The following is a 23,900-nucleotide window of genomic DNA, read 5'->3' as shown; positions in this document are numbered from 1 at the left end:
GAGGGCCGTGGGTGCCGGCGGTTGCGCGGGGCAGGGGCTCGCCGTTGATCACCCCCGAAGCCAGGGTCGGCGTTTGATCCACGTCCAACATGAGTTCTGGGTACGACCATACCGGGACGGCATCGATGTTCACCCTGGCGCAATCGCCAGCTTCATCGCGGTCGCCGAGGAACTCCACGGAAGGTTCCGGCCGTGCGGCCGTCCGACATGATCAGCCCCGAAGGGCGCCCAGGACCGACCACTTAGGCTACGTCCATGCCGGAAGCCATGGACGCCCTGATACGTGATCTCTCGGACCGGGACCGCACCGTGCGCAGGGAGGCGGAGGACAACCTGGTCGCGCTCGGAGCCCAGAGCATCGACGTTCTCCTGCCATATGTCCGCGACACGCGACGGGGGAGTCCGAGGTTCGGCGCCCAGTCCGTCCTCCAGCGGCTGGGCGACCAGGCGCTGCCGAGGCTTCGACAGATCCGGCGCCGGGGCCCCGGGCAGTTGCGCCGCAAAGCCCTGGAGGCGCTGGTCGACCTGGGCGGCGCGGAGGTCCTCGACGATGCCGACCGGCGTACCGTGGAACGCCTCGTGCGTCTCAAGCTCCTGGACGAAAGCGGGGTGAGCCTCCCGCTGGACGGCGGCCGCTGGCTGGCCTTCCCGGCAGACCGGTTCGACGAGGCCGTAGGCGCGCTCGGTCTGCACGACCTTCGGCCGGCCACCTCGGTCATGGGAGTGGAAGCCGCCACTCGGGCCACCGACTCCATGGAGTTCCAGGACTCCCGGGGCGCGAAGCAGCGGGCCTATCGGGTCTTCGTCACCCCTGAGTTCGAGAACTGGCGCCAGGATCTGCCGATCCGGAACTGGCGCATGGTCTGGGGGAATTCATTCGTGGACGAGCTGGATGGCTTCATGTTGGCCGACAAGCTCAGCGAGCGATGCGGGGAGGCGCACTTCTACGTCCTCGACCCCTACCACTCGGGTTCGAGCTGGTATGTCGCCCGCAACGGTCGAAGGGTACGAAGCTGCCACAACTACGACGACTGTCCGCAGTTCTGGGGCGAGCCACTGCCTTTCGAAGCCGACTCCATCAAGGACGCCGCAGAAGGGCTCGAAGACGAGGAATACGCCAAAGGCGTGCCGCACGCGGACGTGGCAGCCGACAACCTCTCCGTGGAACCCGGCCCCAAGTCGGCTGACGAGACCCACGGCCACGGCTGGCTTGCCACCACCCACCCCGAGCTGCCCACCGTCCGTTTCAAGGGCGCCCTGCCCGTCTGACGGCGGAGTGCGGCCTTCCGGAGCGGCTGATTTTGTACGGTCGGACAGGCGGGTAGGTGTCTTCCCGGGAGGGAATGGGGACCGGCTTGGGGGGAGGTGGGACAGTCCGCCTCCTGCCCGGAACACCGGCGCGGCGAGAGGTGGCGGACGATGACCGGCAGAAGAGTCCGATACGCGAGCGAACCGCTGAGCGAGGCGGCCGCGCTGGCATATGTGCACGGCATCTGTTTCAAGACAGGGCCACCGCGCCGCGTCGGCGTCGAACTCGAATGGCTGGTCCGCCCGCTGCCGCCCGCCGACGCCGAACGGCACGGGCACCCCGAGCCGCACCCGGGTACCACCGCCGGAGCGGCCACCGCCGAAGCCGGAACCGCCCAGCCCCCGCCCCATGGGCCCCCGCCCCACGAGGCACTTCCCCACCAGCCCCGCCAAGTTCACCAGCCCCACCAGCCCCACCCACCTCCTCCGTCCCCGCCCGCGGCCCCGGACCACCGGGTCCGGCCAGGTGAGCGGGTCGTACGGCAGGCGGAGCGCATCGGGGCGAGCGCCCTTCGCGCCGCCGCAGAGGCCCTCCGAAACGCGCCGCTGACCTCGGCGATCTCCCTCGAACCCGGCGGCCAGCTGGAGTTCAGCTCCCAGCCCGCCGGCTCGCTCGCCGCATGTGTACGCGCGGTCTCGGCGGATCTGGCCGCAGCCCGCACGCAGCTGCGCCGGCACGGCATCGCCCTCGTCGGGCACGGGCTCGACACCCGCCCGCCCCTCCGGCTGCTGGAGGACCCGCGCTACCGCGCCATGGAGGCGTACTTCGACCGCACCGGACCGGCCGGACGCGCCATGATGTGCTCCTCCGCCTCCGTACAGATCTGTCTGGACGCGGGCACGGCCGAACCGGGACCGTTCGGCCTGGGCCGCCGCTGGCTGCTCGCCCATCTGCTCGGCGCCGTGCTCACCGCGGCGTTCGCCAACTCACCGGCCACCGAGGGTCCCTGGTCCGGGTGGCGCTCGGCCCGGCAGGGCGTATGGGCCTCGCTCGACGGCTACCGCAATCTGGCACCGCCCGAGAGCGGCGGCAACCCCCGCCGGACGTGGGCGCGGTACGCGCTGGACGCGCCGTTGCTCTGCGTCCGCACCCCGGACGGCCCCTGGACGGTGCCCGGCGACGGGATGACCTTCCGGCAGTGGATCAGGCGCAGCACACGCGCCGGGCCGGAAGGCCACCGGCTGCGGCCGCCCGGGCTGGACGATCTGGTCTACCACCTGACCACGCTCTTCCCGCCCGTGCGCCCGCGGGGCCACCTGGAGCTGCGAATGATCGACGCGCAGCCCGGCCCGGACGGCTGGATCGTCCCCCTCGCGGTGACCACGGCGCTCTTCGACGACGCACAGGCGAGCGAGAGCGCCTACCGCGTCGTCAAACCACTGGCCGACCTGGCGACCCTGGGGCCGGCCCCCCGCAACGCCCTCTGGGAGCGTGCCGCCAGGGACGGGCTGAGCGATCCCGAGCTGCACGCCGCAGCCCGCGAGTGCTTCGACCTCGCCCGCCGGGCACTGCCCCGGCTCGGCGCGGGCCGCCGGGTACGGGCCGCCGTTGAGGAGTTCACAGCGCGCTACGTCGTACCCGGCCGGTGCCCCGCCGACGACCTGCTCGACACGCACGAGACCGCACCCGGACAGCAGGGAGAACCATGGTGACCGCTGCCCATGGGCACGCCGAGCTGCGCGCCCATGCCTTCGATGCCCTCACCCGCGCCCGCACCCGCACGCTGGCGCTCTCCGACTGTGTGGAGGACGCCGAACTGACCGCCCAGCACTCACCGTTGATGTCCCCGCTGGTGTGGGACATGGCGCACATCGGCAACCAGGAGGAACAGTGGCTGCTGCGCGCCGTGGGCGGTCACGCGCCGCTGCGCCCCGAGATCGACTCGCTCTACGACGCCTTCGAACACCCGCGTGCCGAGCGCCCCTCGCTGCCGCTGCTGCCGCCCGACGAGGCCCGCTCCTACCTCGCCACCGTCCGCGGCCACGCCTTCCGGGTCCTGGAAGGCGCGCAGCTGCGGGGGCGCCCCCTGGTGGCGGACGGCTTCGCGTTCGGCATGATCGCCCAGCACGAGCAGCAGCACGCCGAGACCATGCTCATCACCCACCAGCTCAGGCGCGGCCCGGCGGCGCTGAGCGCACCCCCGCCGCCCCCGCCCCCAGCCGGGGCCGAACTGCTTCCCGGCGAAGTGCTGGTCCCCGCGGGCCCCTTCACCATGGGCACCGACGACGAGCCGTGGGCGCTGGACAACGAACGGCCCGCACACCGCCGCGAGCTGCCGGCGTTCTGCATCGACACCCTCCCGGTCAGCAACGGCGCCTACGTCCGCTTCATCGAGGACGGCGGCTACGACGACCCCCGCTGGTGGACCCCCGCGGGCTGGGACCATGTACGCCGCACCGGACTGCGTGCCCCGCTGTTCTGGAAACACCGGCAGGACGGCTGGTGGCGCCGCCGCTTCGGAGTCCTCGAACCCGTGCCGGAAGCGGAGCCGGTGATGCATGTGAGCTGGTACGAGGCCGACGCGTACGCCCGGTGGGCGGGACGGCGGCTGCCCACCGAGGCCGAGTGGGAGAAGGCGGCCAGGTTCGAGCCGGACAGCGGCCGCAGCCGCCGCTTCCCCTGGGGTGAGGCCGACCCCTCACCCGACCACGCCAACCTGGGCCAGCGCCACCTGGGCCCCGCGCCCGTGGGCGGCTTCCCGGCCGGCGCCTCGGCGCTGGGCGTGCGGCAGCTCATGGGGGAGGTGTGGGAGTGGACCTCCAGTGACTTCGCGCCCTACCCGGGCTTCACCGCCTTCCCCTACCGGGAGTACTCGGAGGTGTTCTTCGGACCCTCCTACAAGGTGCTGCGCGGCGGCTGCTTCGGCACCGACCCGGTGGTCGCCCGCGCCACGTTCCGCAACTGGGACTATCCGGTACGCCGGCAGATCTTCGCCGGGTTCCGTACCGCCCGCACCCCGGAACCGGAGGAGGTGGCGTGAACGGCACGTGTCGCGCCCGCCGCAGTGCCGGGAGGGAGCGCTGATGTGCCGCCACCTGGGCCATCTGGGCCCCGCACGCGCGCTGGGGGAGCTGCTGCTGGCGCCGCCGCACTCGCTGTACCGCCAGTCCTGGGAGCCGCGCCACCAGCGGTACGGCACCGTCAACGCCGACGGGTTCGGCGTGGGCTGGTACGCGGACGGCGATCCGGTACCGGCCCGTTACCGCAGATCGGGACCGATCTGGGCGGACGGCTTCCTGCCCGACCTGTGCCGGGTCGTACGGTCCACCGCGCTGCTGGCCGCCGTCCGGGACGCGACCAGCGGCTGCGCGCCCGGTGAGGCGGCCGCGGCTCCCTACGCGGAGGGCCCGTGGCTCTTCAGCCACAACGGCGCCCTCGCCGGCTGGCCCGGCTCCGTCGCCGGGGTCGCGGCCACCCTGCCGCCCGAGGAGCTGCTGGGCCTCGAGGCGCGCTGCGATTCGGCGCTGGCCTGGGCGCTGGTCGGGCAGCTGCTGCGGGCCGGTGCGGGGCCGGGCCCCGCGCTGGCCGAGGCCGCCGCGCGACTCGGCGCCGCCGCGCCCGGCTCCCGGCTCAACTTCCTGCTGACCGACGGCAGCACGCTCGCCGCCACCGCGTGCGGCGACACCCTCTGGTACCTGCTCGATGCCGGTACGTCCCTGACCGTCGCCTCCGAACCGCACGACACGGACCCGGGCTGGCGGCCCGTCCCGGACGCGCATCTGCTCACCGGCGACCCGGGTGGCATCGAACTGACCGCTCTGAAGGAGTCTCACGCGTGACCCCGAACTCCCGGTTCACCCTCACCCGCACCCTGCCCACCGACGCCACAGCCGCCGCACTGGCCACCGACGTCACCCAAGGTCTGACCCGCTTCCCCAAGACGCTGCCGCCCAAGTGGTTCTACGACGCGCGCGGCAGCGAACTGTTCGAACAGATCACCGAGCTCCCCGTCTACTACCCCACCCGCGCCGAGGCCCGAATACTCCAGGACGCGGCGCCCGAGGCCGCCCGGCTCACCGGCGCGCGCACCCTGGTCGAGCTGGGCTCAGGGTCCTCGTCCAAGACCCGGCTGCTGCTGACCGCGCTGGGCACCCCGCTGACCTATGTCCCCGTCGACGTCAGTGAGTCGGCGCTGGCCGAGGCCGGGCACGCGCTGATCGCCGAGCACCCCGGCGTGACCGTGCGAGCGCTGGTCGCGGACTTCCAGCAGCAGCTGCGGCTGCCCGAGTGCCCGGAACCGAAGATCCTCGCCTTCCTCGGCGGCACCATCGGCAATCTGCTGCCCGCCGAACGCCACCGGTTCCTCGCTGCGCAGCGGGCTCTGCTGGGGCCGCACGACGCGCTGCTGCTCGGCACGGACCTGGTCAAGGACCCCGCCACACTGGTCGCCGCCTACGACGACCCCGAGGGCGTCACCGCCGCCTTCAACAAGAACGTCCTGCACGTACTCAACCGCGAACTGGGCGCCGACTTCGACCCCGACGACTTCACCCACGTCGCCGCCTGGGACAGCGAGAACGAGTGGATCGAGATGCGGCTGCGGGCCCGCCGGGCGGTCGCCGCCAAACTGCCCGGCGTCGACCTGAGCGTCGACTTCCAGCCCGGTGAGGAGTTGCGCACCGAGATCTCCGCGAAGTTCCGCAGGCAGGGCATCCGCGCCGAGCTCGCCGCCGCCGGGATGCGGTTGCGCCGCTGGTGGACCGACCCCGGCCACCGCTTCGCCGTCAGTCTCGCGGTGCCCGCTCCGCTCGCGCCGTGAGCGCGGCGGCGCGCATCCTGGGAGGGTGCGGTACGAACAGACGGCGACCGTTGCCGACGGCGACGCGGACGAGGTCTTCTCCGACGCCGTCGCGGAGCTGCTCCGGCGGGAGCCGGCGGCGGAAGTGGACGGTGACAGCCGCGTCGCCGCGTGGCGGGCCTCCGGCCCCGGGGGTGGGTGCGCCGGCCAGCTGTACGTCACCGACGCGCGGCCCCGCGGGGTACGCATCACGGTCACCGTCGAAACCTGCTCCGCGGCAGCGGTGAGGGCGCTCGCAACCTGGTTCAGCCGCTATGGGGCGCCGTAGCGCGCCCCTGGCGCAGACTGCCCAAGCGTAAGAGCTGGGCTTTCAGGGGCGCGGGGAACTGCGCGAGCAGCCACGACGCCGCCGCAGACCGCAACCGGCGGTCATGGGGCACCCCCTCATCGGCCTTATCGGCTCAGTTCGACCTTGCCGAACAGCGCGGCGTAGCCGCTGGGCAGCTGGCTGAGGAGCTGGTTGAGCTCTCCGCCGGAGACGGTCTCGGCCAGCGTCGACAGCACGGCGCTGGCATCCCACTCGGCGGTGCGCGGCCGCGCGTTCGTCCGCTCGGCGACGCGTGCGCAGAACTGCTCGACGCCGTACGTCTCCGCCGGCTCCTCGCCGGCCTCGGCCACGAGCGGACCCAGCGGACCGGGCAGCTGGGCGGCCAGCTCCTGCGCCTTGACGGGGGTGATCCGGGATGCGAGGACGCTCAGTACCGCCCGGGTGACCTCTTCGGCTTCCGCCTGGTTCTGGTACTCGCCGCGCTCGCGGACCTGGGCCAGGAACTCGTCGTACCTCATGATCGGCTCCTTCGTGCCGCTGGACCAGTGCTCCTACCTGCCACGCGGTACCCCCTCAGGGCTGGTCTATGGCCCGGCAGGCCGACGCGTCACCAAGGACGCCGACCACGCGCAGGGACCGCCATACGCACCCACCCAGCGCGCTCATCCCGCCACGGTACGTACCCAACTCCCCGTCAGCCCCGGCACGCCTCGACCAGCCGGGCCAGCAGTCCGGCCGGATCGTGCAGCACGAGGGCCCCGTCACCGACCACGCGGCGGGTGCCGGGGTCGAGTGGGGAGGTGTCGGCCCAGGAGGGCGGGCCGATGGCGAACTCCACCTCGAGGCCGGACGGCGTCGCGAACCGCCGTTCGACGACGGCGCCCCAGCGCCGGGTGCGCACCGCGACCGGCAACCCGAGCTGCCCCGCCCAGGCCGTACCGGCGTACGCCTCCGGCTCGTCGGTGAGCAGCACCAGATCGACATCGGAACCGGCGCCGGCGGCACCCCGCGCGCAGGACCCGACCAGCAACAGCCCGGCGATGTCCGGGCGGTCGGTGGCCCACCGCGTCGTGCGGGTGACGACGCGGTGGAGCTCGGCGGCGCGTGCGGGTGGGAGGTGCGGGTTCGGGGGCGGGGTCGTGGGGGACACCGTGGCAGCGTAAGGCGCGACGGAGGGCGGGTCAGCGGGTGCTGTAGGGGAGGAGGGCCATTTCGCGGGCGTTCTTGATGGCGGCGGCGAGTTGGCGCTGCTGCTGCGACGTGACGCGGGTGACGCGGCGGCTGCGGATCTTGCCGCGGTCGGAGATGAACTTCCGCAGCAGGTCGGTGTCCTTGTAGTCGATGTAGGTGATGCCTGCCGCGTCCAGCGGGTTGGGGCGGGGGCGCTGCTGCTTGCGGTCGGAGTTGCGGCGGGGCATGGGGGCTCCTCGGGTCGGGACAGGGGTTGGGACAGGGGACGTGGGGGTCAGGAGACGGGGGAGAGGAGGGCGTCGAAGGCGGCGGGGAAGCGTTTCCACGCCTCGCGCCCGGCGGCGTACTCCGCGTCGGTCAGCAGGCAGGTCTCCAGCAGCCGGGTGAGCCCTTCGCGGTCCAGGCCCGGCGAGGTGAAGACCAGGTGCTGGCAGCGGTCGCCGTGCTCGGGGTGCCAGTCGAGGGAGGCGGCGGCCCGGCGTATGGGCGGCACCATCTCCCAGGCGGCGTCGGGGAGGGAGGCGAGCCAGGGGCCCGCGGTCTCCACGCTCAGCGCGCCCCCGGCGGCGTCCCACCCCAGCAGCGTGTCGGGCCGGTCGGCCAGCCAGAATCTGCCGCGGCTGCGCGCCGCCGCGCAGGTGAGGTCCTCCAGCGCGTGGTAGAGCCGGCCCGGGTGGAAGGGCCGTTCGCCGCGCCAGACGAGGGTGGCCACGCCCGCCTCGTCCGCCTCCTGGGGCAGCAGCGCGCAGGAGGGGTGCTGGGCGGCAGCGGCGGCCTCGACGTCGAAGCCGGCGAAGGCGAGCCGGGCCAGTTCGGGCGAGTCCGGCTCCACCTGCCGTGCGGTGGGGTGGAGTTGGCCGAGCAGGGCCCGGTCCTCGTCGTCGGCCTCGTGCGCGTCGACGAGGGCGAGTACGGCCGCGTACTCCAACTGGCGGGCCAAGGTGTCGGCGATGGTGCGCTGGTCGGTGGCAGCGGCCGCGAGCCCGGCCTCGGCCAGGTCGTCGCCGTTGGCCAGGCAGGGCAGCACCAGCGCGGGGTCGACCGCGGTGATCACATTGGTGAGGCCGACCTCGGGTCCGCCGTGCGCGGCCACGACCTCGGCCATCGGCTTGGGTTCCACCGAGTCCCACAGCTCGACCACCGCGAGTTGGGCGCTCCGGGCCAGCCGGAACAGCTCTGGCATCAGGTCCTCGCGCAGGGCGCAGCAGGCGCAGTCGTTGACCAGGGGCGCTTCGCCGTGTGCGAGGGTGCCCGAGGCGTCGCGTACGGTGCGCCGCACGGTGCCGTCGGCGGCCGAGGCCAGGTCGTGGTGGAGGGCGACGCTGCCGGGCACGGCTTCCAGCAGGCGGTCGACGACGCGGCGGCGGGCGTCGGCGTGCATGCCCCCGACGAGTACGACGGGCAGTTGTGCTCGCTCGTCGCCGGTCATCGGTCCGCTCCGTTCCCCGTCTCCCGGCCGTGCCCGGTGGAGCGGCCGTAGCGGCGCTCGAACCGCTCCACGCGGCCCGCGGTGTCCACGACGCGCGCTGTGCCGGTGTAGAAGGGGTGGCTGCGCGAGGAGATCTCCACGTCGACGACTGGGTAGGTGTTGCCGTCCTCCCACTCGACGGTCCGTTCGCTGGTGAGCGTGGAGCGGGTCAGGAAGGCGAAGTCGGCGCTCTTGTCGCGGAAGACGACGGGGCCGTATGCGGGGTGGATACCGGGTTTCACAGGATTGCTCCCTCGGTTCGGCTGGGTACGGGCGGCAGTTCAGGTCGCGGACGGCCGCCGTCAGCGCTGTTCACGGAAGTCGACATGGCGGCGGACGCGCGGGTCGTACTTGCGCAGGGTCAGCCGGTCCGGGTCGTTCCGCCGGTTCTTGCGGGTCACGTAGGTGTAGCCGGTGCCCGCTGTGGAGCGGAGCTTGACGAGGGGGCGGAGTTCGTTGCGAGCCATGACGGCCACTATATTGTTAATGGAAATCATTTCCAACTGAGTCAAGCGAGAGGTAGGCAACACCCGTGTCAGCCCACTGCCGGCTCACCGGGGCGCAACCGCGCTTCGGCAAGACCGTCTCCCACTCCCACCGGCGCAGCAGCCGCCGCTTCGACCCCAATGTGCAGCGCAAGCGCTACTGGCTGCCGAGCGAGGGCCGCTACGTGCGGCTGCGGCTGAGCGCCAAGGGCATCAAGACCGTGGACGCCATCGGCGTCGAGCGGGCCGTGGCCCGCATCCGGGCGCGGGGAGGCCGGGTCTGATGGCCAAGAAGAGCAAGATCGCGAAGAACGAGAAGCGCCGGGCGACGGTGGCGCGCTACGCGGCCCGCCGTGCCGAGCTCAAGGAGATCCTGCGCGCGCCTGCGTCCACGGACGCCGAACGGCGCGCCGCACTGGCGGAGTTGCGGCGCCAGCCCCGCGACGCCAGCGCCACCCGGGTACGCAACCGGGACAGTGTGGACGGCCGCCCCCGCGGCCATCTGCGCGCTTTCGGGCTCTCCCGGGTCCGCTTCCGGGAGCAGGCGCACGCCGGATATCTGCCGGGGATCACCAAGTCCTCCTGGTGACACGCCTGTCGGGCCGGGTTCTTCTGCCCCCCGCCCCCTGTGGACGCCCTCGTCCCCTGTGAACGCCCTCGTCCCCCTGTGGACGCGCAACGGCGCGGAGAGGCTCATCCTTGGAGGTTCGGAGTGAGCCTCTCCACGCCGTCGCGGAACCGGCCCGTCGGGCCGGCCGCCCGGTCAGCGGCTGATCATGGGCCCGAAGTGGAAGAACGCCGAGTCGCTGATGATGTTGTCGTTGTCCGAGACCTTGACGATGGACTTCTTCTTGTGGACCTCCTTGTGGCAGCAGTGGTGGCCGTGGCCACCTGCCGCTGCCGAGGCCGTGCCGGCGGCGGCGAGCCCGAGGGACGCCAGGCCGACGGCGAGAGAGCGCGTGAGGGTGCGCGTGCGCATGAAAACCTCCGTTGAAGGTCCGAAAGAACGAGACAGTCCCATCCTCGCGGCCCACGCGGGCATTCCAGACCAATATATGAAGGACACGGCATAACAGACCCGAATGGCGCAGATGCCCGCCTGGCCCAAGTCGACCCCCGCGGCCCGGTGTTCCCCCGATCGGGTGGGCGGCCCACCGTTGGGCGTGGCGACGGAATGCAGTCTTCGGCGGCGGGTGCACTCTTATGCGCGTCTGGCACAGAAAACAAGGGAGGACACCATGCGCATCCGTACTGCGGCTGCCGCCTCTGGTCTGGCCGTCACCGCCGTCCTCGGCGGGGCCACGGCAGCGGTCGCCGACTCCGGGGCCCAGGGCGGCGCGGCGGGATCACCGGGGGTCATCTCCGGTAACGTCATTCAGATCCCGGTGCACGTTCCGATCCAGGTGTGCGGCAACACCATCGACATCGTCGGGATTCTCAACCCCACTTTCGGCAACACCTGCGTCGCCGACTGACGCACTCCCCGCCGTCCGCCGGGCGGCCGCCCCGCCCGCGGCGCGGGTTCCCCGTTGCCACACCGAACGCCCCGCCCCCGGCGGGGCGTTCGCGTATGTGCACGCCCCCGTTTCGCCCCTCTACCTCGGCAGCGCGGGCCACGGGGTCCCTCGGCCTCGCTGCACGCAGGGAGTTGCCGCCGTCGGCCGTGCCGGCCCGTGCGGGGTCGGCTCCTGTCGGGGTGTGGATGACCGCGACGTTCTCCGTGCCGCCTGAGGTGAGTTTCATCCACGAGGTGTCCGGCCGGCGGCCAGCGCGGGTGCCAGGTTCTGCGCCGAGCGCGCGGCCGCCGTCAGGCGGACGATCCACTGGGTCCGGCCCGCCTGGTGGGGGTCGGGAGTCCCACCACGCGCAGCCCCGCCTCGGTGCGCAGCCGCCGGTAGCGCCTCGAGACGGTCTGCGGCGAGCATGCCCCCATCCTGCGGTGTGGCCGCTGCCCGCTCCTACCCCCGCAGGACGGGCGCCTCGGTGGGCGGGGGCTCCTTGCGCAGGAACGCCGCGCGCAGCGCGTGGTGCGGGGCCGCCGGGTCGAACAGGACGCGGTGCATCGCGGCCAGTTCCCGGTCCCGGTAGGCGGCCAGCGGTTCGGTGGCCTCGTCGCGGGCGCGGTTGGTCTTCTTGACGGCGAGCCGCTGGTGGGTGGCCGGGTCGTCGGCCAGCGCCGTCGCCAGCTCCGCGACGCGCTGTGCGAAGCCCGTCGGGGAGGTCGGCAGCACCCGGTCGACCAGCCCGATCCGGCGCGCGGTGGCGGCGCTCATCGGCTCGGCGTCCCGCATCAGCGCCTCGGTGATCTCCGGCCCGACCCGGCGCGGCAGCGTGTACGTCCAGAACTCCGAACCCGGCAGGCCCATCAGCCGGTAGTGCGGGTTGAGCACCGCGCCCGCCCTGCACCACACCTCGTCGGCGGCCGCGGCCAGCATCGCGCCGCCCGCCGCCGCGTTGCCGCCCAGCGCCGCGACCACCAGCCGGTCGGTGGTGGTCAGCACCGCCTCGACCACGTCGTCGATGGCCTGGATGTTGGCCCAGCCCTCCGCGGCCGAGTCGCGGGCGGCCTCGATGACGCCCAGGTGGATGCCGTTGGAGAAGAAGTCACGCGCGCCGCCCAGCACCACCACGCGGGTCGGCCGGGTGCACGCGTACCGGTAGGCGGCCAGCAGCCGCCGGCACTGGACGGTGCTCATCGCGCCGCCGGGGAAGGAGAAGCGGACGAAGCCGACGCCGTCCCGCTCCTGGTAGCGGATCTCGGTGTGGGTCAGACGTTCGGGCGCCAGCTCCAGCGGCGCCGGCCGCTCAGGTACGTCGGGCAGACGGCTGCCCAGCGCCAGCGCCGCAGGCAGCTTGAACGTGCGCCTGCCGTCGGCCCGGCGCGGCCGCAGCTGCGGAATCCACACCGCGCCGTCGACCGTGGCCCGGCAGATCGCGCCCGCGCGAGTGGCGAGGATCTTCCCCGGGGTGCCGTGCAACTGGTCCTCCGCGTGCCCGCCGTGCAGGAACCACTCCTCGCCCAGCAGTTCGTCCAGTACGCCGGGCTGTGAGTCGGCGGCGCGCAGGGTGCGCAGTACGTCGAGGGTCCGGAACGTCTGCCAGTCGATACGCCGCTCGGCCTGCCGCATCCGCGGTCTGACCGACGGCTCGATGTCGTCCTGCGAGCGGGGACGGTAGCCGCCTGCGGCGAACCGGGCCACGGCGTTGCGCACCGCCTCCAGCGCCGCGTCGGCCACCTCGCCCCGGTACAGCTCGCTCTTGCTCGCACCCTCCGGCAGCGTGCACTCGGCCGAGGCCCAGACGGCCCCCGCGTCCAGCTCGGCCTCCGCCTGGAGCACCGTCACACCCCAGTGGGTGCGGCCCTCGTGCACGGCCCGGTCGAGCGAGGAGGGGCCGCGGTCGCCCGGGGGGCCGGGGTGCACGATCAGGCAGGTGAGCCGCGACCACACGTCCTCGGGCACGGCGGTCCGCAGCATCGGCGCGACCACCAGTTCGGGGCCGTGCCGCTCCACCGCGCGGCGCACCCCGTCGCCGTCGGCGACCACCTCGGCCGCGACGGTGTGGCGGGCGTCCCGCAGTTCGGCCTGGACGCGCTGGGTCAGACTGTTGAAGGCGCTCGCGATGAGCAGGATCCGCACCACGACCTCCTGGTGATGGCTCGTTGGTGTGCCGGCTGACAGGGATGGCTCAGCCGGGAAGGGGCGGCTCAGCAGATGCGGGGCAGTTGTTCGCCCAGTGGCAGATCGACCACCCGGGTGCCGCCGAGTCCGGTCCGGGCGACGACCATCCCCGGATGCTCCGTGACGCACTCGCCGACCACGGCGGCCTCGGCCCCCAGCGGGTGCGCCCGCATCGCGGCGAGCACGGCGTCCGCCTCGGCGCGCGGCACGAAGGCCAGCAACTTGCCCTCGTTGGCGACGTACAGCGGGTCGAGGCCCAGCATCGAGCAGGCGCTCGCGACCTGTTCGGGCACCGGTACGGCACGCTCCTGGAGGACGACGCCGACCGAGGCGGCCGCCGCGATCTCGTTGAGCGCCGCTGCGACGCCGCCGCGCGTGGGGTCGCGGAGCACGTGCAGCTCGCGCGTGACGGCCAGCATGTCGGCGACCAGGCCGCCGAGGGCCGCGCAGTCGCTCTCGATGCCGACCTCGAACTCCAGCCCCTCGCGCCGGCTCAGCACCGCAACCCCGTGCACCCCGATGGCACCGCTGACGAGGATCACATCGCCGGGTGCGGCGCGCTGCGGGCGGATGTCGACGCCGTGCGGGATCACCCCGATCCCGGCGGTGTTGAGATAGATCCCGTCGCCGCGTCCCGCCTCCACGACCTTGGTGTCCCCGGTGGCGATCTCCACCCCGGCGGTCCTGGCCGCTGCGCCCAGCGCCTCGGAGACCCGCGCCACCAGCTCCAGCTCCACGCCCTCCTCCAGGATGAAGCCGCAGGAGAGATAGGCGGGCCTCGCCCCGCTCATCGCCAGGTCGTTGACGGTGCCGTTGACGGCCAGGTCGCCGATGCTGCCGCCGGGGAAGAACAGCGGGCGCACCACGTAGGAGTCGGTGGAGAACGCCAGCCGTACACCGTCGACGTCCAGCGCCGCCGAGTCGGCCAGCGGCGCCAGCGCGGGCCCGCCGAAAGCGGGCGCGAAGACGTGCTCGACCAGCTCGGCCGAGAGGGCGCCGCCCCCGCCGTGGCCCATCACGACGCGGTCGCTGCCGCGCAGCGGCGCCGGACACGTCCAGCCGGAGAAGTCCGCGGCTGTCTCAGCTGTCTCAGCCGTCTCGTCCGTCTCTTCTGCCTCGGCCGTCTCGGTGCTAGTCACGGGCGCTCGCCTCCAGCGGTGCGGTCGTCGTCCCGCCGAGCCGGCGGTAGAGGTAGTAGGCGGCGCAGGCACCCTCGCTGGAGACCATCGTGGCCCCGAGCGGGGTGCGCGGCGTACAGGTGGTGCCGAACGCCTCGCACTCGTGCGGCTTCAGCAGCCCTTGCAGCACCTCGCCGCTGCGGCAGGCCGCGGGCTCCTTGGTGGTGACACCCTCGACGCTGAAGCGGTGCTCCGCGTCGTACTCCCGGTAGCGCGGGGCCAGCCGCCAGCCGCTGTCCGGGATGGTGCCGATGCCGCGCCAGCCGCGGTCGCACGTGGTGAACACCTCGTCCAGCATCGCCCTGGCCGCCGGGTTGCCCTGGGCCACGACGGCGCGCGGATAGGCGTTCTCCACCGTGTGCCGGCCCGCCTCCAGTTGGCGCACGGCGCGGCGTACGCCCTCCAGGATGTCCAGCGGTTCGAACCCGGTGACGACGATGGGCACCTCGAAGCGCTCCGCCAGCGCCGGGTACTCCTCGGTCCCCATGACACTGCACACGTGCCCGGCCGCCAGGAAGGCGCGCACCCGGGTGTCGGGGGCGCGCATGATGGCCTCGATGGCGGGCGGTACCCGCACGTGCGAGACCAGCAGGCTGAAGTTGCGCAGTCCCAGCTTCGCCGCCTGGTGCACGGCCATGGCGTTGGGCGGTGCCGTGGTCTCGAAGCCGATGCCGAAGAACACCACCTCCCGGTCCGGGTTCTGCCGGGCGAGGGCGAGCGCGTCCAGCGGTGAGTAGACGACCCGCACGTCACCGCCCTGGGAGCGGACCTGGAACAGGTCGCGGCCGGTTCCCGGGACCCGCAGCATGTCGCCGAACGAGCAGAAGATCACCTCGGGTCTCGAGGCGATCTCCAGCGCCTTGTCGATCAGTTCGAGCGGGGTGACGCACACCGGGCACCCGGGGCCGTGGATCAGCTCCAGCTCCTCGGGCAGCAACTGGTCGATACCGTGCCGGATGATGGAGTGCGTCTGGCCGCCGCACACCTCCATCAGCGCCCAGGGCCTGGTGACGGTGGCGTGGATGTCCTCCAGCAGCCGTTCGGCCAGCATGGGGTCCTGGAACTCCTCGATGTACTTCACAGCCGCACCTCCCGCTGGGCGTCCTCGGGCTGTCCCATGTCCGCCGCCGCCTGCCAGGGGTCGCCGAACTCCTCCTCCAGCAGCCCGAGGTTCTCGAACAGTTCGAGCGTCTGCCGTGCCGACTCCTCGTCCAGCCGCTGCAGCGCGAAGCCGACGTGGACGATCGTGTACTCGCCGACCCGCAGGTCGGGCACGTACTCCAGGCACACCTCCTTGACCACTCCGCCGAAGTCGACGGACGCCATCCGGGTGCCGTCACGTTCCTCGGTCCGCAGGACCTTGCCGGGTACCGCCAGACACATGGCCTCTCCTCGATCGCTGGTGGTCAGTGCGCCGCGGAACCCGTCAGCGGCGGGGAACTCGTCCTGCCCGGCTGCTCACGCGCCGCGACCACGAGCTGGCCCAGGGCCAGACCGCCGTCCCCGGGCGGGACGAGCCGGTGCCGCAGCACCGTGAAGCCGTCCGCGCGCAGCCCGCGCAGGCAGCTGAGGGACAGCACCGCGTTGGCGAACACGCCGCCGGTCAGCGCCACGGTCTCCACTCCGTGCCGCTCGCGCGCCGCCGCGCAGGTACGCCGGACCAGCGCCGCGACGGCCGCGTGGAACCGCGCCGCGACCACTTCCCGCGCGACGCCGGCGCGCAGCTCGTCGGCCACGGCCGCCAGCAGCGGACCGGGATCGGCCAGCAGCGCGCCGTCGGCTCCGCCGGGCAGCAGCGGGAACTCGTAGGCCGCGGGCTGCTCCTCGCCGTGCGCCGCCGCGGCCGCCTCCAGCTCGATGGCGGCCTGGGCCTCGTAGCCCGACCGGTGGCAGATCCCGGTCAGCGAGGAGACGGCGTCGAAGAGCCGCCCCATGCTGGAGGTCGGCACACAGTGCAGGCCCCGCTCCAACTGTCGCCGCAGCACCCGGAGTTCGGCCTCCGGGCAAGCCGCTACGGGCGGCAGCTCCGGCTCCCAGGGGAGCCCGGCCGCCCACAGCCGGGCCAGCGCTGTCCGGTAGGGGTGCCGGACGGCCGCGTCGCCGCCGGGCAGCGGCGCGTACCGCAGGTGCGCGAAGCGGCGGTAGCCGTCGTAGTCGGCGAGCAGGAACTCGCCGCCCCACACCGCCCCGTCGTCGCCGTACCCGGTCCCGTCGAAGGCGACGCCGAGCACCCTGCGGGAGCCGTCCAGGCCGTTCTCGGCCATCGCGGAGGCGATATGGGCGTGGTGGTGCTGGACGTGGTGCAGCGGCCTGCCGTCCGCGCTCCGCTCGGCCCACCGCGCGGAGCGGTAGCCGGGGTGGCGGTCGGCGACCAGCAGCCGGGGTGCGACACCGGTGATGCCCTCCAGCTGCTCCTCGGCGCGCTCGAAGGCCCGCAGCGTGGCGAGGTCGTCCATGTCCCCGATGTGCGCCGACAGCCAGGCGTGCCGCCCCTGGCCCAGGCAGAAGGTGTTCTTCAGGTCGCCGCCGACGGCGAGCGCCGGGCGCACCGGCACCGGCAGCGCGATCGGCAGCGGCGCGTACCCGCGCGAGCGGCGCACCGGCAGCTCCTCGCCCGCGAGGACGCGTACCACCGAGTCGTCGCACGGCACATGGATGGGCCGGTCGTGACCGAGGAAGGCGTCCGCGAGGTGGGCCAGCCGCGCAAGCGCCTCGTCCTCGTCGGTGACGATGGGCTCGCCGCCGAGGTTGCCGCTGGTCAGCACCAGCAGCCGGGGCCCTGGCCGGTCGCCGGGCAGACAGCCCGCCAGCAGATGGTGCAGCGGGGTGTAGGGCAGCATGACGCCCAGGTCGGGGCTGCCTGGCGCGACGGCGGCGGCGAGCCCGGGTCCGGTGCCGCCCGCCTCGGCGCGTCTGCGCAGCAGCACGATGGGACGGCGACTCCCCGTCAGCAGCGCCCGCTCGGCCGGGCCGACGACGGCGAGGTGCTCGATGTCGGCCACCTCCCCGGCCAGCACCGCGAACGGCTTGTCGCCGCGCGCCTTACGGCGGCGCAGCAGCCGCACCGCCTCCTCGTTCCCGGCGTCGCATGCCAGGTGGTAGCCGCCCAGACCCTTGACGGCCACCACGGCGCCGCCTGCCAGCAGCCGCCGTGCCTCGGCCACCGGATCGCCGGGGAACTCGCTCCAGCCCGGCCCCGGGGCCGCCGGAACCAGCAGCCGAGCGCGGGGCCCGCAGTCGTGGCAGGAGACCGGCTGGGCGTGGAAGCGCCGGTCGGCCGGGTCCTCGTACTCGCGGGCACACCGCTCGCACATCGCGAAGCGGGCCATCGTGGTGTTGGCCCGGTCGTAGGGCAGGCCGGTGACGATGGTGAAGCGCGGCCCGCAGTCGGTGCAGGTGAGGAAGGGGTGCCGGTAGCGGCGGTCGGCCGGGTCGGCCAGCTCCCGCAGGCAGGCCCGGCAGGTGGCCATGTCCGGGGCGACCAGCGTGCGGCGCTCCCCGCCGGAGCGCGAGGCGACGATACGGAAGCCCGAGGTGCCCACCGGCGGCAGCGGCTGGTGGCTGACCGACTCGACGACGGCCAGCGGCGGTGCCTCGGCGCCGATCCGCTCCCGGAAGGCGGCGACCGCCTCCCAGGCGCCCTCCACCTCGGCCACCACCCCCTCACCGGTGTTGGTGACATGGCCGGAGAGCCCCAGCCCCTCGGCGAGCGCGTAGACGTACGGGCGGAACCCGACGCCCTGCACCACGCCCCGGACCAGGACGCGGCTGCGCTCGGCGCTCCCGGCCCCGGCGACGTCAGCCTTGGACATGCGCGTGGGACTCGGCGAGCGGGTGCGGCTCGGCGTGCGGATGGGACTCGGTGTGCGAATGGGACTCGGCGTGCGCGTGGGGCCCGGAGCGCGGGTGCGAGTCGCCGACGGCCTGCTCCCTCACCTGGCGGGCCATCACCGGGCGGTGCGCTGCGGCTCCTTCGCCCACCGCCAGCGCCCGGTCCAGTAGCGTGCCGAGGTTCAGCCCGGTGCGTACCGAGGTTTCGAGGACCTCGACACCGGGGTTGACCTGCCGCACATTGGCCAGGAACGCCTCCCGGTCGAACCCGGCCGCCTGCGCGAGATCCTGCTTGGTGACGACCACCAACTGCGCCAGCCCGAAGGCCGTGGGGTACTTCAGCGGCTTGTCCTCGCCCTCGGTCACCGAGGCGAGAACCACGCGCAGCGACTCACCGAGGTCGTAGGAGGCGGGGCAGACCAGATTGCCCACGTTCTCCACGAACAGCAGCCGCGTGTCCTGCGGCAGCCAGTCGGCCAGGTGCCCGGCGAGCATCTCCGCCTCCAGGTGGCACAGCCCGTCCGTCAGCACCTGCTTGACCGGCACCCCGGCACGGGCCAGCCGCCGCGCGTCGTTCTCGGTGGCCAGGTCGGCGGTCAGCGCCGCAGCGGGCAGGCCGCGTTCCCGTGCCAGCCGCAGCTCCGCCTCCAGCAGAGCGGTCTTGCCGCTGCCAGGGCTGGAGAGCAGATTGACGGCGACGGTTCCCCGCGCGGTCAGCTCGGTGCGCAGCCGCTCGGCACGGCTGTCGTTCCGCTCCAGCACGGCCTGGCGCAGATCGGTGAGACGGCACATGGCTTCACAGCTCCTCAAGGGCTAGGGCGTGCCGCGGGTCATGGACCCACCGCACACCGGCGATCCGCAGCTCGCGGCCGGACAGCAGCTCGGTGCGGGAGTCACCGCACTGCTCGCAGCACAGCCGCGGGGGCATGCCCGTGGTCCACTCACGCGCGCAGGAGGCACAGCGCGCGAGACCCGGCACGTCCTCGGTCACCAGTTCGGCGCCGTCCAGCACGGTCCCCTCGCAGGCGAGACCGAACGAGAAGCGCAGCGCCTCGGGGACGACGCCGGCGAGCTCACCCACCCGCAGGGTCACCGCCTCGACGCCCACGGCCTCGTGCTCCCGCGCCGCCTCCTCGACCTGGCAGACCACTGCCATCGCGATGGACATCTCGTGCATCGGTCACTTCCCCTGCGCGGTACGGACCAGGCTGCGGCCCGCACCATTACAGGGGCGCCGGTGGCCGCCCCTCCGCCGCCACGCCGCTGTTCCGGTCGGCCGTCCGCCGTTCGGCCGCCCCGCGCCCGGACGGTTCGTCCAGCAGCCGCAGCACCGACTCCACCGCCTCGTCGACGGCGGCGGCCACCGGCGCGCTCAGCCCGATCCCCTCCGTGAGGTCCGCCGGTTCGCAGCCCACGACGAAGACCCGCCGGGGCGCACTGCCGCCGATGCCCGTACGCAGCGTCTCCAGCAGGGCGAGCACGGCGTCGGGCGTCATACGGTGCCCGTCGACCACCGGCACCTCGTCCGGGGCCGCGCGGTCCTGCTCGGTCACCTCGATCACCCGCACGGTGCCGGGCGCGCCGCCGCGGTGCACGGCGTCGACCAGGATCAGCGTGTCGCAGCCGTCCAGCACCTGGTAGGCCAGATGGACGCCCCGCACACCGATGTCGACGGCCTCCACATGTGGGGGCAGCGGGCGCCGCGCCAGCCGCTGGACGACCTCGACGCCGAAGCCGTCGTCGCCCAGGAAGACATTGCCGATCCCCGCGACGAGAGTGCGCTCGGACGGCTCGGGGGAGGGGGAGGCGGTCATACGGGCTCCGGGGACGGGCGGTTCGGTACGGCATCCGGGCGCCGTACCGAACCGCGCGGAAGGGAATCGGAAGCGAACGCGGACAGGCAGCGGCGGCTTCAGGCGTGCTGCGGCACCCGCGACTCGCCGCAGGCCGCGAGTGCGCCCGGCGCGGGGCGCCAGCGGTCGGTGCCGTCCTGCTCGGCCAGCCCGTGCTCGGCGAGGCCCTGCAGGTGCTTGAGTACGGTGCGCTCCTGGTACCCCACGGCGGCGGCCAGCTCCTCGACCGTCGCTCCCCGCGCACCCGCCTCCCGCACCCGCTCCCAGGTCCGCCCCGCGCTCTGTCCGAGCCCGCCGTCCCGCACGGGCGTACGGAACAACTCGCCGACCGCCTCGGGCGTACGGGCGCCTGCGGCATCGGCTTGCGGCGCGTTCGCCTGCGGCGCTGTCGTCTGCGGCGCGGTCTGGTGTGAGGTCTCCGGTGCGGGTGCCGGGCGCGGCGCGGGCGCGTCGGTGCGGGTGCCCAACGTCCCGGTCGCCCGGGTGGCCCTCGCCCGGGTGGCGGAGGCGACCGGTCGGGGAGTGCGGTTGACCCGGCGGTGCTTGCGTCCTTTCTGCCGCTTGCTCATCGCGCGCCCGCCTCCCCGTGGTGCAGCTCAGGGGCCAGAGACGGAAGGGGGTGTCGTTGTGCAGTGATCATGTGGGGCTTAACGAACGACCCCGCCCACGGTCGATCGGCCGATCGGGGCTTGGTCGTATCCGGGAGGCCACGCGCCCCGTCAGGGGCGCGGGGAACCGCGCGACAAGCCACAACCAACCCGCAGTCCGCAGACAACGGACAGGGGCACCCCGGCCCCGGCCCCGGCCCCGGCCCCGGCCCCGGGATCAGGGCAGCAGCCCGAGCCGACGGGCTGCTGCCACCGCATGGTGGCGGCTGTGCACGCCGAGCTTCCGGGTGGCGCTGCGCAGATACGCCTTGACCGTCTCCGGCTCCAGCCCCAGGTACTGGGCCGCCTCCGCGTTGGTGCAGCCGAGTGCGACGTACGAGAGAACGTCGAGCTCGCGCGGGGAGAGACGCGGACGCTCCCCTGCGGCGCCCGGCAGCCCGCCGGAACCGGCCCCGCCCCCGGTCTCGATCCCGGCATGCAGGAACCGGTCGCAGGCCCGGCGCAGCCGATCCCGCAGGGCCGCGTCCTCGATCTCCTGTGCGATGCCCCGTAGTTCGGCATGCAGATCCCGCAGCGCGTCCAGCCCCGGCGCCGGGGTCTGCTCGGGCGGCGCCTCGACGGCGGCCGAAGCCGCGGCCTCCAGCAGCCTCACCCGCCGGTCCACCTCGTCGCGTACGGCGATCTCGCCCGCCAGCCGGCGTGCGGCGTCCATCAGCGCCGCCGTCGTCCGGTCGCCGAGCGGTGCCGCGTCGCGCGTGGCGGCGTAGAGCACGCCCCGCACCCCGCCCCGCACGGTGACCGGCGCCGCCACTATCGCGCGGATGCCCTCGCGCTGCACGGGGCTGTCGTAGTCGTGGGTGATGGTCGTGGCCGGCACATAGTCGCTCACCGCGTACGGGCGCTGGTGCGTCAGGACGTAGCCGCCCAGCCCCCGGCCCGGCCCCACACGCAGGCCGCGCATCGAGTCGGTGAGCGTGCCGGTGAACTCGGTCAGCCGCAGCGCCCCCTCGGTCACCTCGCCGCCGAAGACCGTGCGCACGCCCGTACGTCGCCGCGCCAGACTGAGCGCGTGGCGGAACGCGTCGGTGTCGTCCGGCCGCAGCGGTGACCGGGGCGGCGGCACCGGGCCGCCCGGTGTGCGGGGGCGGAAACGGTCGGGTGCAGGCAACCTCGACTCCTCCACTGCGCAGCAGCGCTCAGTTCGATTGTCCCGGGCGGTGCGCCGGGTCCAGCAGCTCGATGGACTTCTCGCGCATCTCGACCTTACGAATCTTGCCCGTCACGGTCATCGGGAACGCGTCCACCACATGGACATGGCGGGGGATCTTGTAGTGCGCGAGCTTGCCCGTGCAGAACTCGCGAACCGCCTCCGCCGTGAGGGGCGCCGCGCCCTCCCGTATCCGTATCCACGCCATGAGTTCCTCACCGTAGCGCTCGTCGGGCACGCCGACGACCTGCGCGTCGAGCACGTCGGGATGGGTGTGGAGGAACTCCTCGATCTCCCTGGGATAGATGTTCTCGCCGCCGCGGATGACCATGTCCTTGATCCGGCCGGTGACGCTGACGTATCCGTCGGCATCCATCACCGCCAGGTCTCCGGTGTGCATCCAGCGGGCCGCGTCGATGGCCTCGGCGGTGGCCTCGGGCTGCTGCCAGTAGCCGAGCATCACCGAGTAGCCGCGGGTGCACAGCTCACCGGGCTCGCCGCGGGGCAGGCAGCGGCCGGTGGCCGGGTCGACGACCTTGACCTCCAGATGCGGCCCCACCCGGCCCACGGTCGCCACCCGCCGCTCGATCGAGTCGTCGGCGCGGGTCTGGGTGGAGACGGGCGACGTCTCGGTCATGCCGTAGCAGATCGACACCTCGGCCATCCCCATCCGCTCGATGACCTGCTTCATCACCTCGACCGGGCAGGGTGACCCGGCCATGATGCCGGTGCGCAGGCTGCTCAGGTCGAAGGAGGCGAAGTCCGGGTCGGCCAGCTCGGCGATGAACATCGTCGGCACCCCGTACAGCGAGGTGCAGCGCTCCTCCTGGACAGCGCGCAGCGCGGCCTCCGGTTCGAAGGCGGCGGACGGGATCACCATGCAGGCGCCGTGGCTGGTGGCCGCCAGATTGCCCATCACCATGCCGAAGCAGTGGTAGAAGGGCACCGGCAGACAGATGCGGTCGGCCTCGGTGTAGCGGCACAGTTCGCCGACGAAGAAGCCGTTGTTGAGGATGTTGTGGTGGGAGAGGGTGGCGCCCTTGGGGAACCCCGTGGTGCCCGAGGTGTACTGGATGTTGACCGGGTCGTCGGCGGAGAGCGTGGCGGCGACGGCTTCCAGCGTCTCGCGGGCCTGCCCGGGGTCCTGGGAGCGGCCGAGGTCGAGCAGCCGCTGCCAGCTGTCCTCGCCGATCAGTACCACTTCGGTCAGGTCGGGACAGTCGCCCCGGACCTCTTCGGCCATCGCCGCGTAGTCGGAGCCCTTGTGGCTGCGCGTGGCCACCAGGGTGCGGATGCCCGCCTGGCCCAGTACGTACGCCAGCTCGTGCGCGCGGTAGGCGGGGTTGATGGTGACGAGGATCGCGCCGAGTTTCGCCGTCGCGTACTGCACCATCGTCCACTCGGGACAGTTGGGCGCCCAGATGCCCACCCGGTCGCCCTTGCGGATGCCCAGCGAGTGCAGGCCGAGCGCCAGGGCCTCGACGTCGGCGGCGAACTGCCGGTAGCTCCACCGCCGTCCACTGCCGACGTCGACCAGCGCGTCGCGGTCCGGGTGCGCGGCGACGGTCCGGTCCAGGTTCTCCCCGATGGTGTCCCCCAGCAGCGGCGTCGTGCAGGGGCCTGACGCGTAGCTGCGCTCGGCGCGGGGTGCTCGGCGCGGTGCGGGTGCGGGCACGGCGGCCTCCTGGGTGCGTCGGAGTGGGGGCGTCGGGATGGGCGGGGTGCGTCGGAGTGTCGTGCGTCACAGATACCTGCCGTGCCGACCGGTCCGCTACCCCTTCTCGGGGGTAGCGGGGCTTGTCGGGGGCGGCGGACGGTCGCCGCGCCCCCGAGCCGTGCTGCCGCCCCCGAGCCGCGCCGCCGGCCTCTGGCGGCTCGCGGGCCGAACGGGTGAATTCCGGCTCCGCGCGCCCGTACTGCGCAGGCCGGCGGGTACCTCTCCCGCCCCTTCCCGCCCTTCCGTCCCGCCGGACCGTGCGGAAATGTACGCAAATGGGAGAATCGCCACGACAGGGCACCGGCTC

The 23,900-nt window shown here is 73.3% G+C and carries 27 protein-coding genes; 9 read left to right on the top strand and 18 right to left on the bottom strand.

Going from position 1 to position 23,900, the window contains the following annotated elements; translation table 11 throughout:
• Positions 1 to 255: 255 nt before the first annotated feature.
• The 6 genes from HC362_RS04780 to HC362_RS04755 all read left to right on the top strand — a co-directional run bounded on the left by HC362_RS04780 (position 256) and on the right by HC362_RS04755 (position 6,375).
• Entirely contained in the window at positions 256 to 1,269 is a 1,014-nt protein-coding gene (locus HC362_RS04780; RefSeq protein WP_243082539.1) for a hypothetical protein, read from the top strand.
• A 150-nt stretch (positions 1,270 to 1,419) separates the two neighbouring features.
• Entirely contained in the window at positions 1,420 to 2,961 is a 1,542-nt protein-coding gene (gene egtA / locus HC362_RS04775) for an ergothioneine biosynthesis glutamate--cysteine ligase EgtA (protein WP_243082538.1), read from the top strand.
• Positions 2,955 to 4,289 (top strand): ergothioneine biosynthesis protein EgtB, encoded by a 1,335-nt coding sequence (gene egtB, locus HC362_RS04770; RefSeq protein WP_243082537.1) that lies wholly within the window; start codon positions 2,955 to 2,957, stop codon positions 4,287 to 4,289. The genes egtA and egtB overlap by 7 nt, the downstream gene beginning before the upstream one ends.
• A gap of 43 nt (positions 4,290 to 4,332) precedes the next feature.
• Positions 4,333 to 5,088, top strand: a complete 756-nt coding sequence (gene egtC / locus HC362_RS04765; RefSeq protein WP_243082536.1) for an ergothioneine biosynthesis protein EgtC — start codon at positions 4,333 to 4,335, stop codon at positions 5,086 to 5,088.
• The gene (gene egtD, locus HC362_RS04760) at positions 5,085 to 6,068 is read left to right on the top strand and encodes an L-histidine N(alpha)-methyltransferase (protein ID WP_243082534.1); all 984 of its coding nucleotides are present in this window, start codon (positions 5,085 to 5,087) and stop codon (positions 6,066 to 6,068) included. Before egtC ends, egtD begins: the two co-directional genes overlap by 4 nt.
• Before the next feature lie 25 nt (positions 6,069 to 6,093).
• Positions 6,094 to 6,375 (top strand): hypothetical protein, encoded by a 282-nt coding sequence (locus HC362_RS04755; protein ID WP_243082533.1) that lies wholly within the window; start codon positions 6,094 to 6,096, stop codon positions 6,373 to 6,375.
• A gap of 125 nt (positions 6,376 to 6,500) precedes the next feature.
• On the opposite strand, the gene HC362_RS04750 is transcribed toward HC362_RS04755, so the two are convergent.
• The 6 genes from HC362_RS04750 to rpmG form a co-directional block, all read right to left on the bottom strand.
• Positions 6,501 to 6,893 (bottom strand): DUF2267 domain-containing protein, encoded by a 393-nt coding sequence (locus HC362_RS04750; protein ID WP_209264987.1) that lies wholly within the window; start codon positions 6,891 to 6,893, stop codon positions 6,501 to 6,503.
• Positions 6,894 to 7,069: 176 nt separating this feature from the next.
• Positions 7,070 to 7,525, bottom strand: a complete 456-nt coding sequence (locus HC362_RS04745) for a nucleotidyltransferase domain-containing protein (protein WP_243082531.1) — start codon at positions 7,523 to 7,525, stop codon at positions 7,070 to 7,072.
• Between the two features lie 31 nt (positions 7,526 to 7,556).
• Complete coding sequence (gene rpsR / locus HC362_RS04740) at positions 7,557 to 7,793, bottom strand: 30S ribosomal protein S18 (protein ID WP_243082529.1); 237 nt, start codon at positions 7,791 to 7,793, stop codon at positions 7,557 to 7,559.
• A 47-nt stretch (positions 7,794 to 7,840) separates the two neighbouring features.
• Positions 7,841 to 8,995 (bottom strand): GTP-binding protein, encoded by a 1,155-nt coding sequence (locus HC362_RS04735; protein ID WP_243082527.1) that lies wholly within the window; start codon positions 8,993 to 8,995, stop codon positions 7,841 to 7,843.
• The gene (locus HC362_RS04730; protein WP_243082526.1) at positions 8,992 to 9,276 is read right to left on the bottom strand and encodes a type B 50S ribosomal protein L31; all 285 of its coding nucleotides are present in this window, start codon (positions 9,274 to 9,276) and stop codon (positions 8,992 to 8,994) included. Before HC362_RS04730 ends, HC362_RS04735 begins: the two co-directional genes overlap by 4 nt.
• A gap of 60 nt (positions 9,277 to 9,336) precedes the next feature.
• Positions 9,337 to 9,501, bottom strand: coding sequence for a 50S ribosomal protein L33 (rpmG, locus tag HC362_RS04725; protein ID WP_209264990.1), 165 nt, complete (start codon positions 9,499 to 9,501; stop codon positions 9,337 to 9,339).
• A gap of 65 nt (positions 9,502 to 9,566) precedes the next feature.
• Here rpmG and rpmB point away from each other — a divergent pair, with 65 nt between their 5' ends.
• The gene (rpmB, locus tag HC362_RS04720; RefSeq protein ID WP_243082524.1) at positions 9,567 to 9,803 is read left to right on the top strand and encodes a 50S ribosomal protein L28; all 237 of its coding nucleotides are present in this window, start codon (positions 9,567 to 9,569) and stop codon (positions 9,801 to 9,803) included.
• Positions 9,803 to 10,108: a 30S ribosomal protein S14 gene (rpsN, locus tag HC362_RS04715; protein ID WP_243082522.1), complete on the top strand. Its 306-nt coding sequence runs from the start codon at positions 9,803 to 9,805 to the stop codon at positions 10,106 to 10,108. The genes rpmB and rpsN overlap by 1 nt, the downstream gene beginning before the upstream one ends.
• Positions 10,109 to 10,282: 174 nt before the next feature.
• On the opposite strand, the gene HC362_RS04710 is transcribed toward rpsN, so the two are convergent.
• The gene (locus tag HC362_RS04710) at positions 10,283 to 10,498 is read right to left on the bottom strand and encodes a hypothetical protein (RefSeq protein ID WP_243082520.1); all 216 of its coding nucleotides are present in this window, start codon (positions 10,496 to 10,498) and stop codon (positions 10,283 to 10,285) included.
• Positions 10,499 to 10,757: 259 nt separating this feature from the next.
• Between HC362_RS04710 and HC362_RS04705 the strand changes: the two genes are divergently transcribed.
• The gene (locus HC362_RS04705) at positions 10,758 to 10,994 is read left to right on the top strand and encodes a chaplin (RefSeq protein ID WP_243082519.1); all 237 of its coding nucleotides are present in this window, start codon (positions 10,758 to 10,760) and stop codon (positions 10,992 to 10,994) included.
• Positions 10,995 to 11,477: 483 nt separating this feature from the next.
• Here the strand turns inward: HC362_RS04705 and HC362_RS04700 are convergent, their stop codons facing one another.
• The 11 genes from HC362_RS04700 to HC362_RS04650 form a co-directional block, all read right to left on the bottom strand.
• Positions 11,478 to 13,157: an enoyl-CoA hydratase-related protein gene (locus HC362_RS04700; protein ID WP_243082517.1), complete on the bottom strand. Its 1,680-nt coding sequence runs from the start codon at positions 13,155 to 13,157 to the stop codon at positions 11,478 to 11,480.
• A 68-nt stretch (positions 13,158 to 13,225) separates the two neighbouring features.
• Positions 13,226 to 14,215, bottom strand: coding sequence for a hydrogenase expression/formation protein HypE (gene hypE, locus HC362_RS04695; protein WP_243088354.1), 990 nt, complete (start codon positions 14,213 to 14,215; stop codon positions 13,226 to 13,228).
• Between the two features lie 115 nt (positions 14,216 to 14,330).
• Entirely contained in the window at positions 14,331 to 15,458 is a 1,128-nt protein-coding gene (gene hypD / locus HC362_RS04690) for a hydrogenase formation protein HypD (protein WP_243082516.1), read from the bottom strand.
• Positions 15,455 to 15,760: a HypC/HybG/HupF family hydrogenase formation chaperone gene (locus tag HC362_RS04685; RefSeq protein WP_209264997.1), complete on the bottom strand. Its 306-nt coding sequence runs from the start codon at positions 15,758 to 15,760 to the stop codon at positions 15,455 to 15,457. Before HC362_RS04685 ends, hypD begins: the two co-directional genes overlap by 4 nt.
• A gap of 23 nt (positions 15,761 to 15,783) precedes the next feature.
• Complete coding sequence (hypF, locus tag HC362_RS04680; protein ID WP_243082514.1) at positions 15,784 to 18,189, bottom strand: carbamoyltransferase HypF; 2,406 nt, start codon at positions 18,187 to 18,189, stop codon at positions 15,784 to 15,786.
• Positions 18,176 to 19,000: a hydrogenase nickel incorporation protein HypB gene (gene hypB / locus HC362_RS04675; protein WP_243082512.1), complete on the bottom strand. Its 825-nt coding sequence runs from the start codon at positions 18,998 to 19,000 to the stop codon at positions 18,176 to 18,178. Before hypB ends, hypF begins: the two co-directional genes overlap by 14 nt.
• A gap of 4 nt (positions 19,001 to 19,004) precedes the next feature.
• Complete coding sequence (gene hypA / locus HC362_RS04670) at positions 19,005 to 19,385, bottom strand: hydrogenase maturation nickel metallochaperone HypA (RefSeq protein ID WP_243082510.1); 381 nt, start codon at positions 19,383 to 19,385, stop codon at positions 19,005 to 19,007.
• Between the two features lie 46 nt (positions 19,386 to 19,431).
• Entirely contained in the window at positions 19,432 to 20,022 is a 591-nt protein-coding gene (locus tag HC362_RS04665) for a hydrogenase maturation protease (protein WP_243082508.1), read from the bottom strand.
• Positions 20,023 to 20,120: 98 nt separating this feature from the next.
• Positions 20,121 to 20,630 (bottom strand): hypothetical protein, encoded by a 510-nt coding sequence (locus tag HC362_RS04660; protein ID WP_243082506.1) that lies wholly within the window; start codon positions 20,628 to 20,630, stop codon positions 20,121 to 20,123.
• 256 nt (positions 20,631 to 20,886) lie between these two features.
• Complete coding sequence (locus HC362_RS04655) at positions 20,887 to 21,837, bottom strand: LuxR C-terminal-related transcriptional regulator (RefSeq protein ID WP_243082504.1); 951 nt, start codon at positions 21,835 to 21,837, stop codon at positions 20,887 to 20,889.
• Between the two features lie 28 nt (positions 21,838 to 21,865).
• Positions 21,866 to 23,551 (bottom strand): AMP-binding protein, encoded by a 1,686-nt coding sequence (locus HC362_RS04650; protein WP_243082502.1) that lies wholly within the window; start codon positions 23,549 to 23,551, stop codon positions 21,866 to 21,868.
• Between the last annotated feature and the right edge of the window lie 349 nt (positions 23,552 to 23,900).

Source organism: Streptomyces sp. 891-h, assembly GCF_022760275.1.
Taxonomy (GTDB): domain Bacteria; phylum Actinomycetota; class Actinomycetes; order Streptomycetales; family Streptomycetaceae; genus Streptomyces; species Streptomyces spirodelae.
Note: the sequence above shows the minus strand (reverse complement) of the source record. Positions and strands in the feature narration are given on the sequence as shown.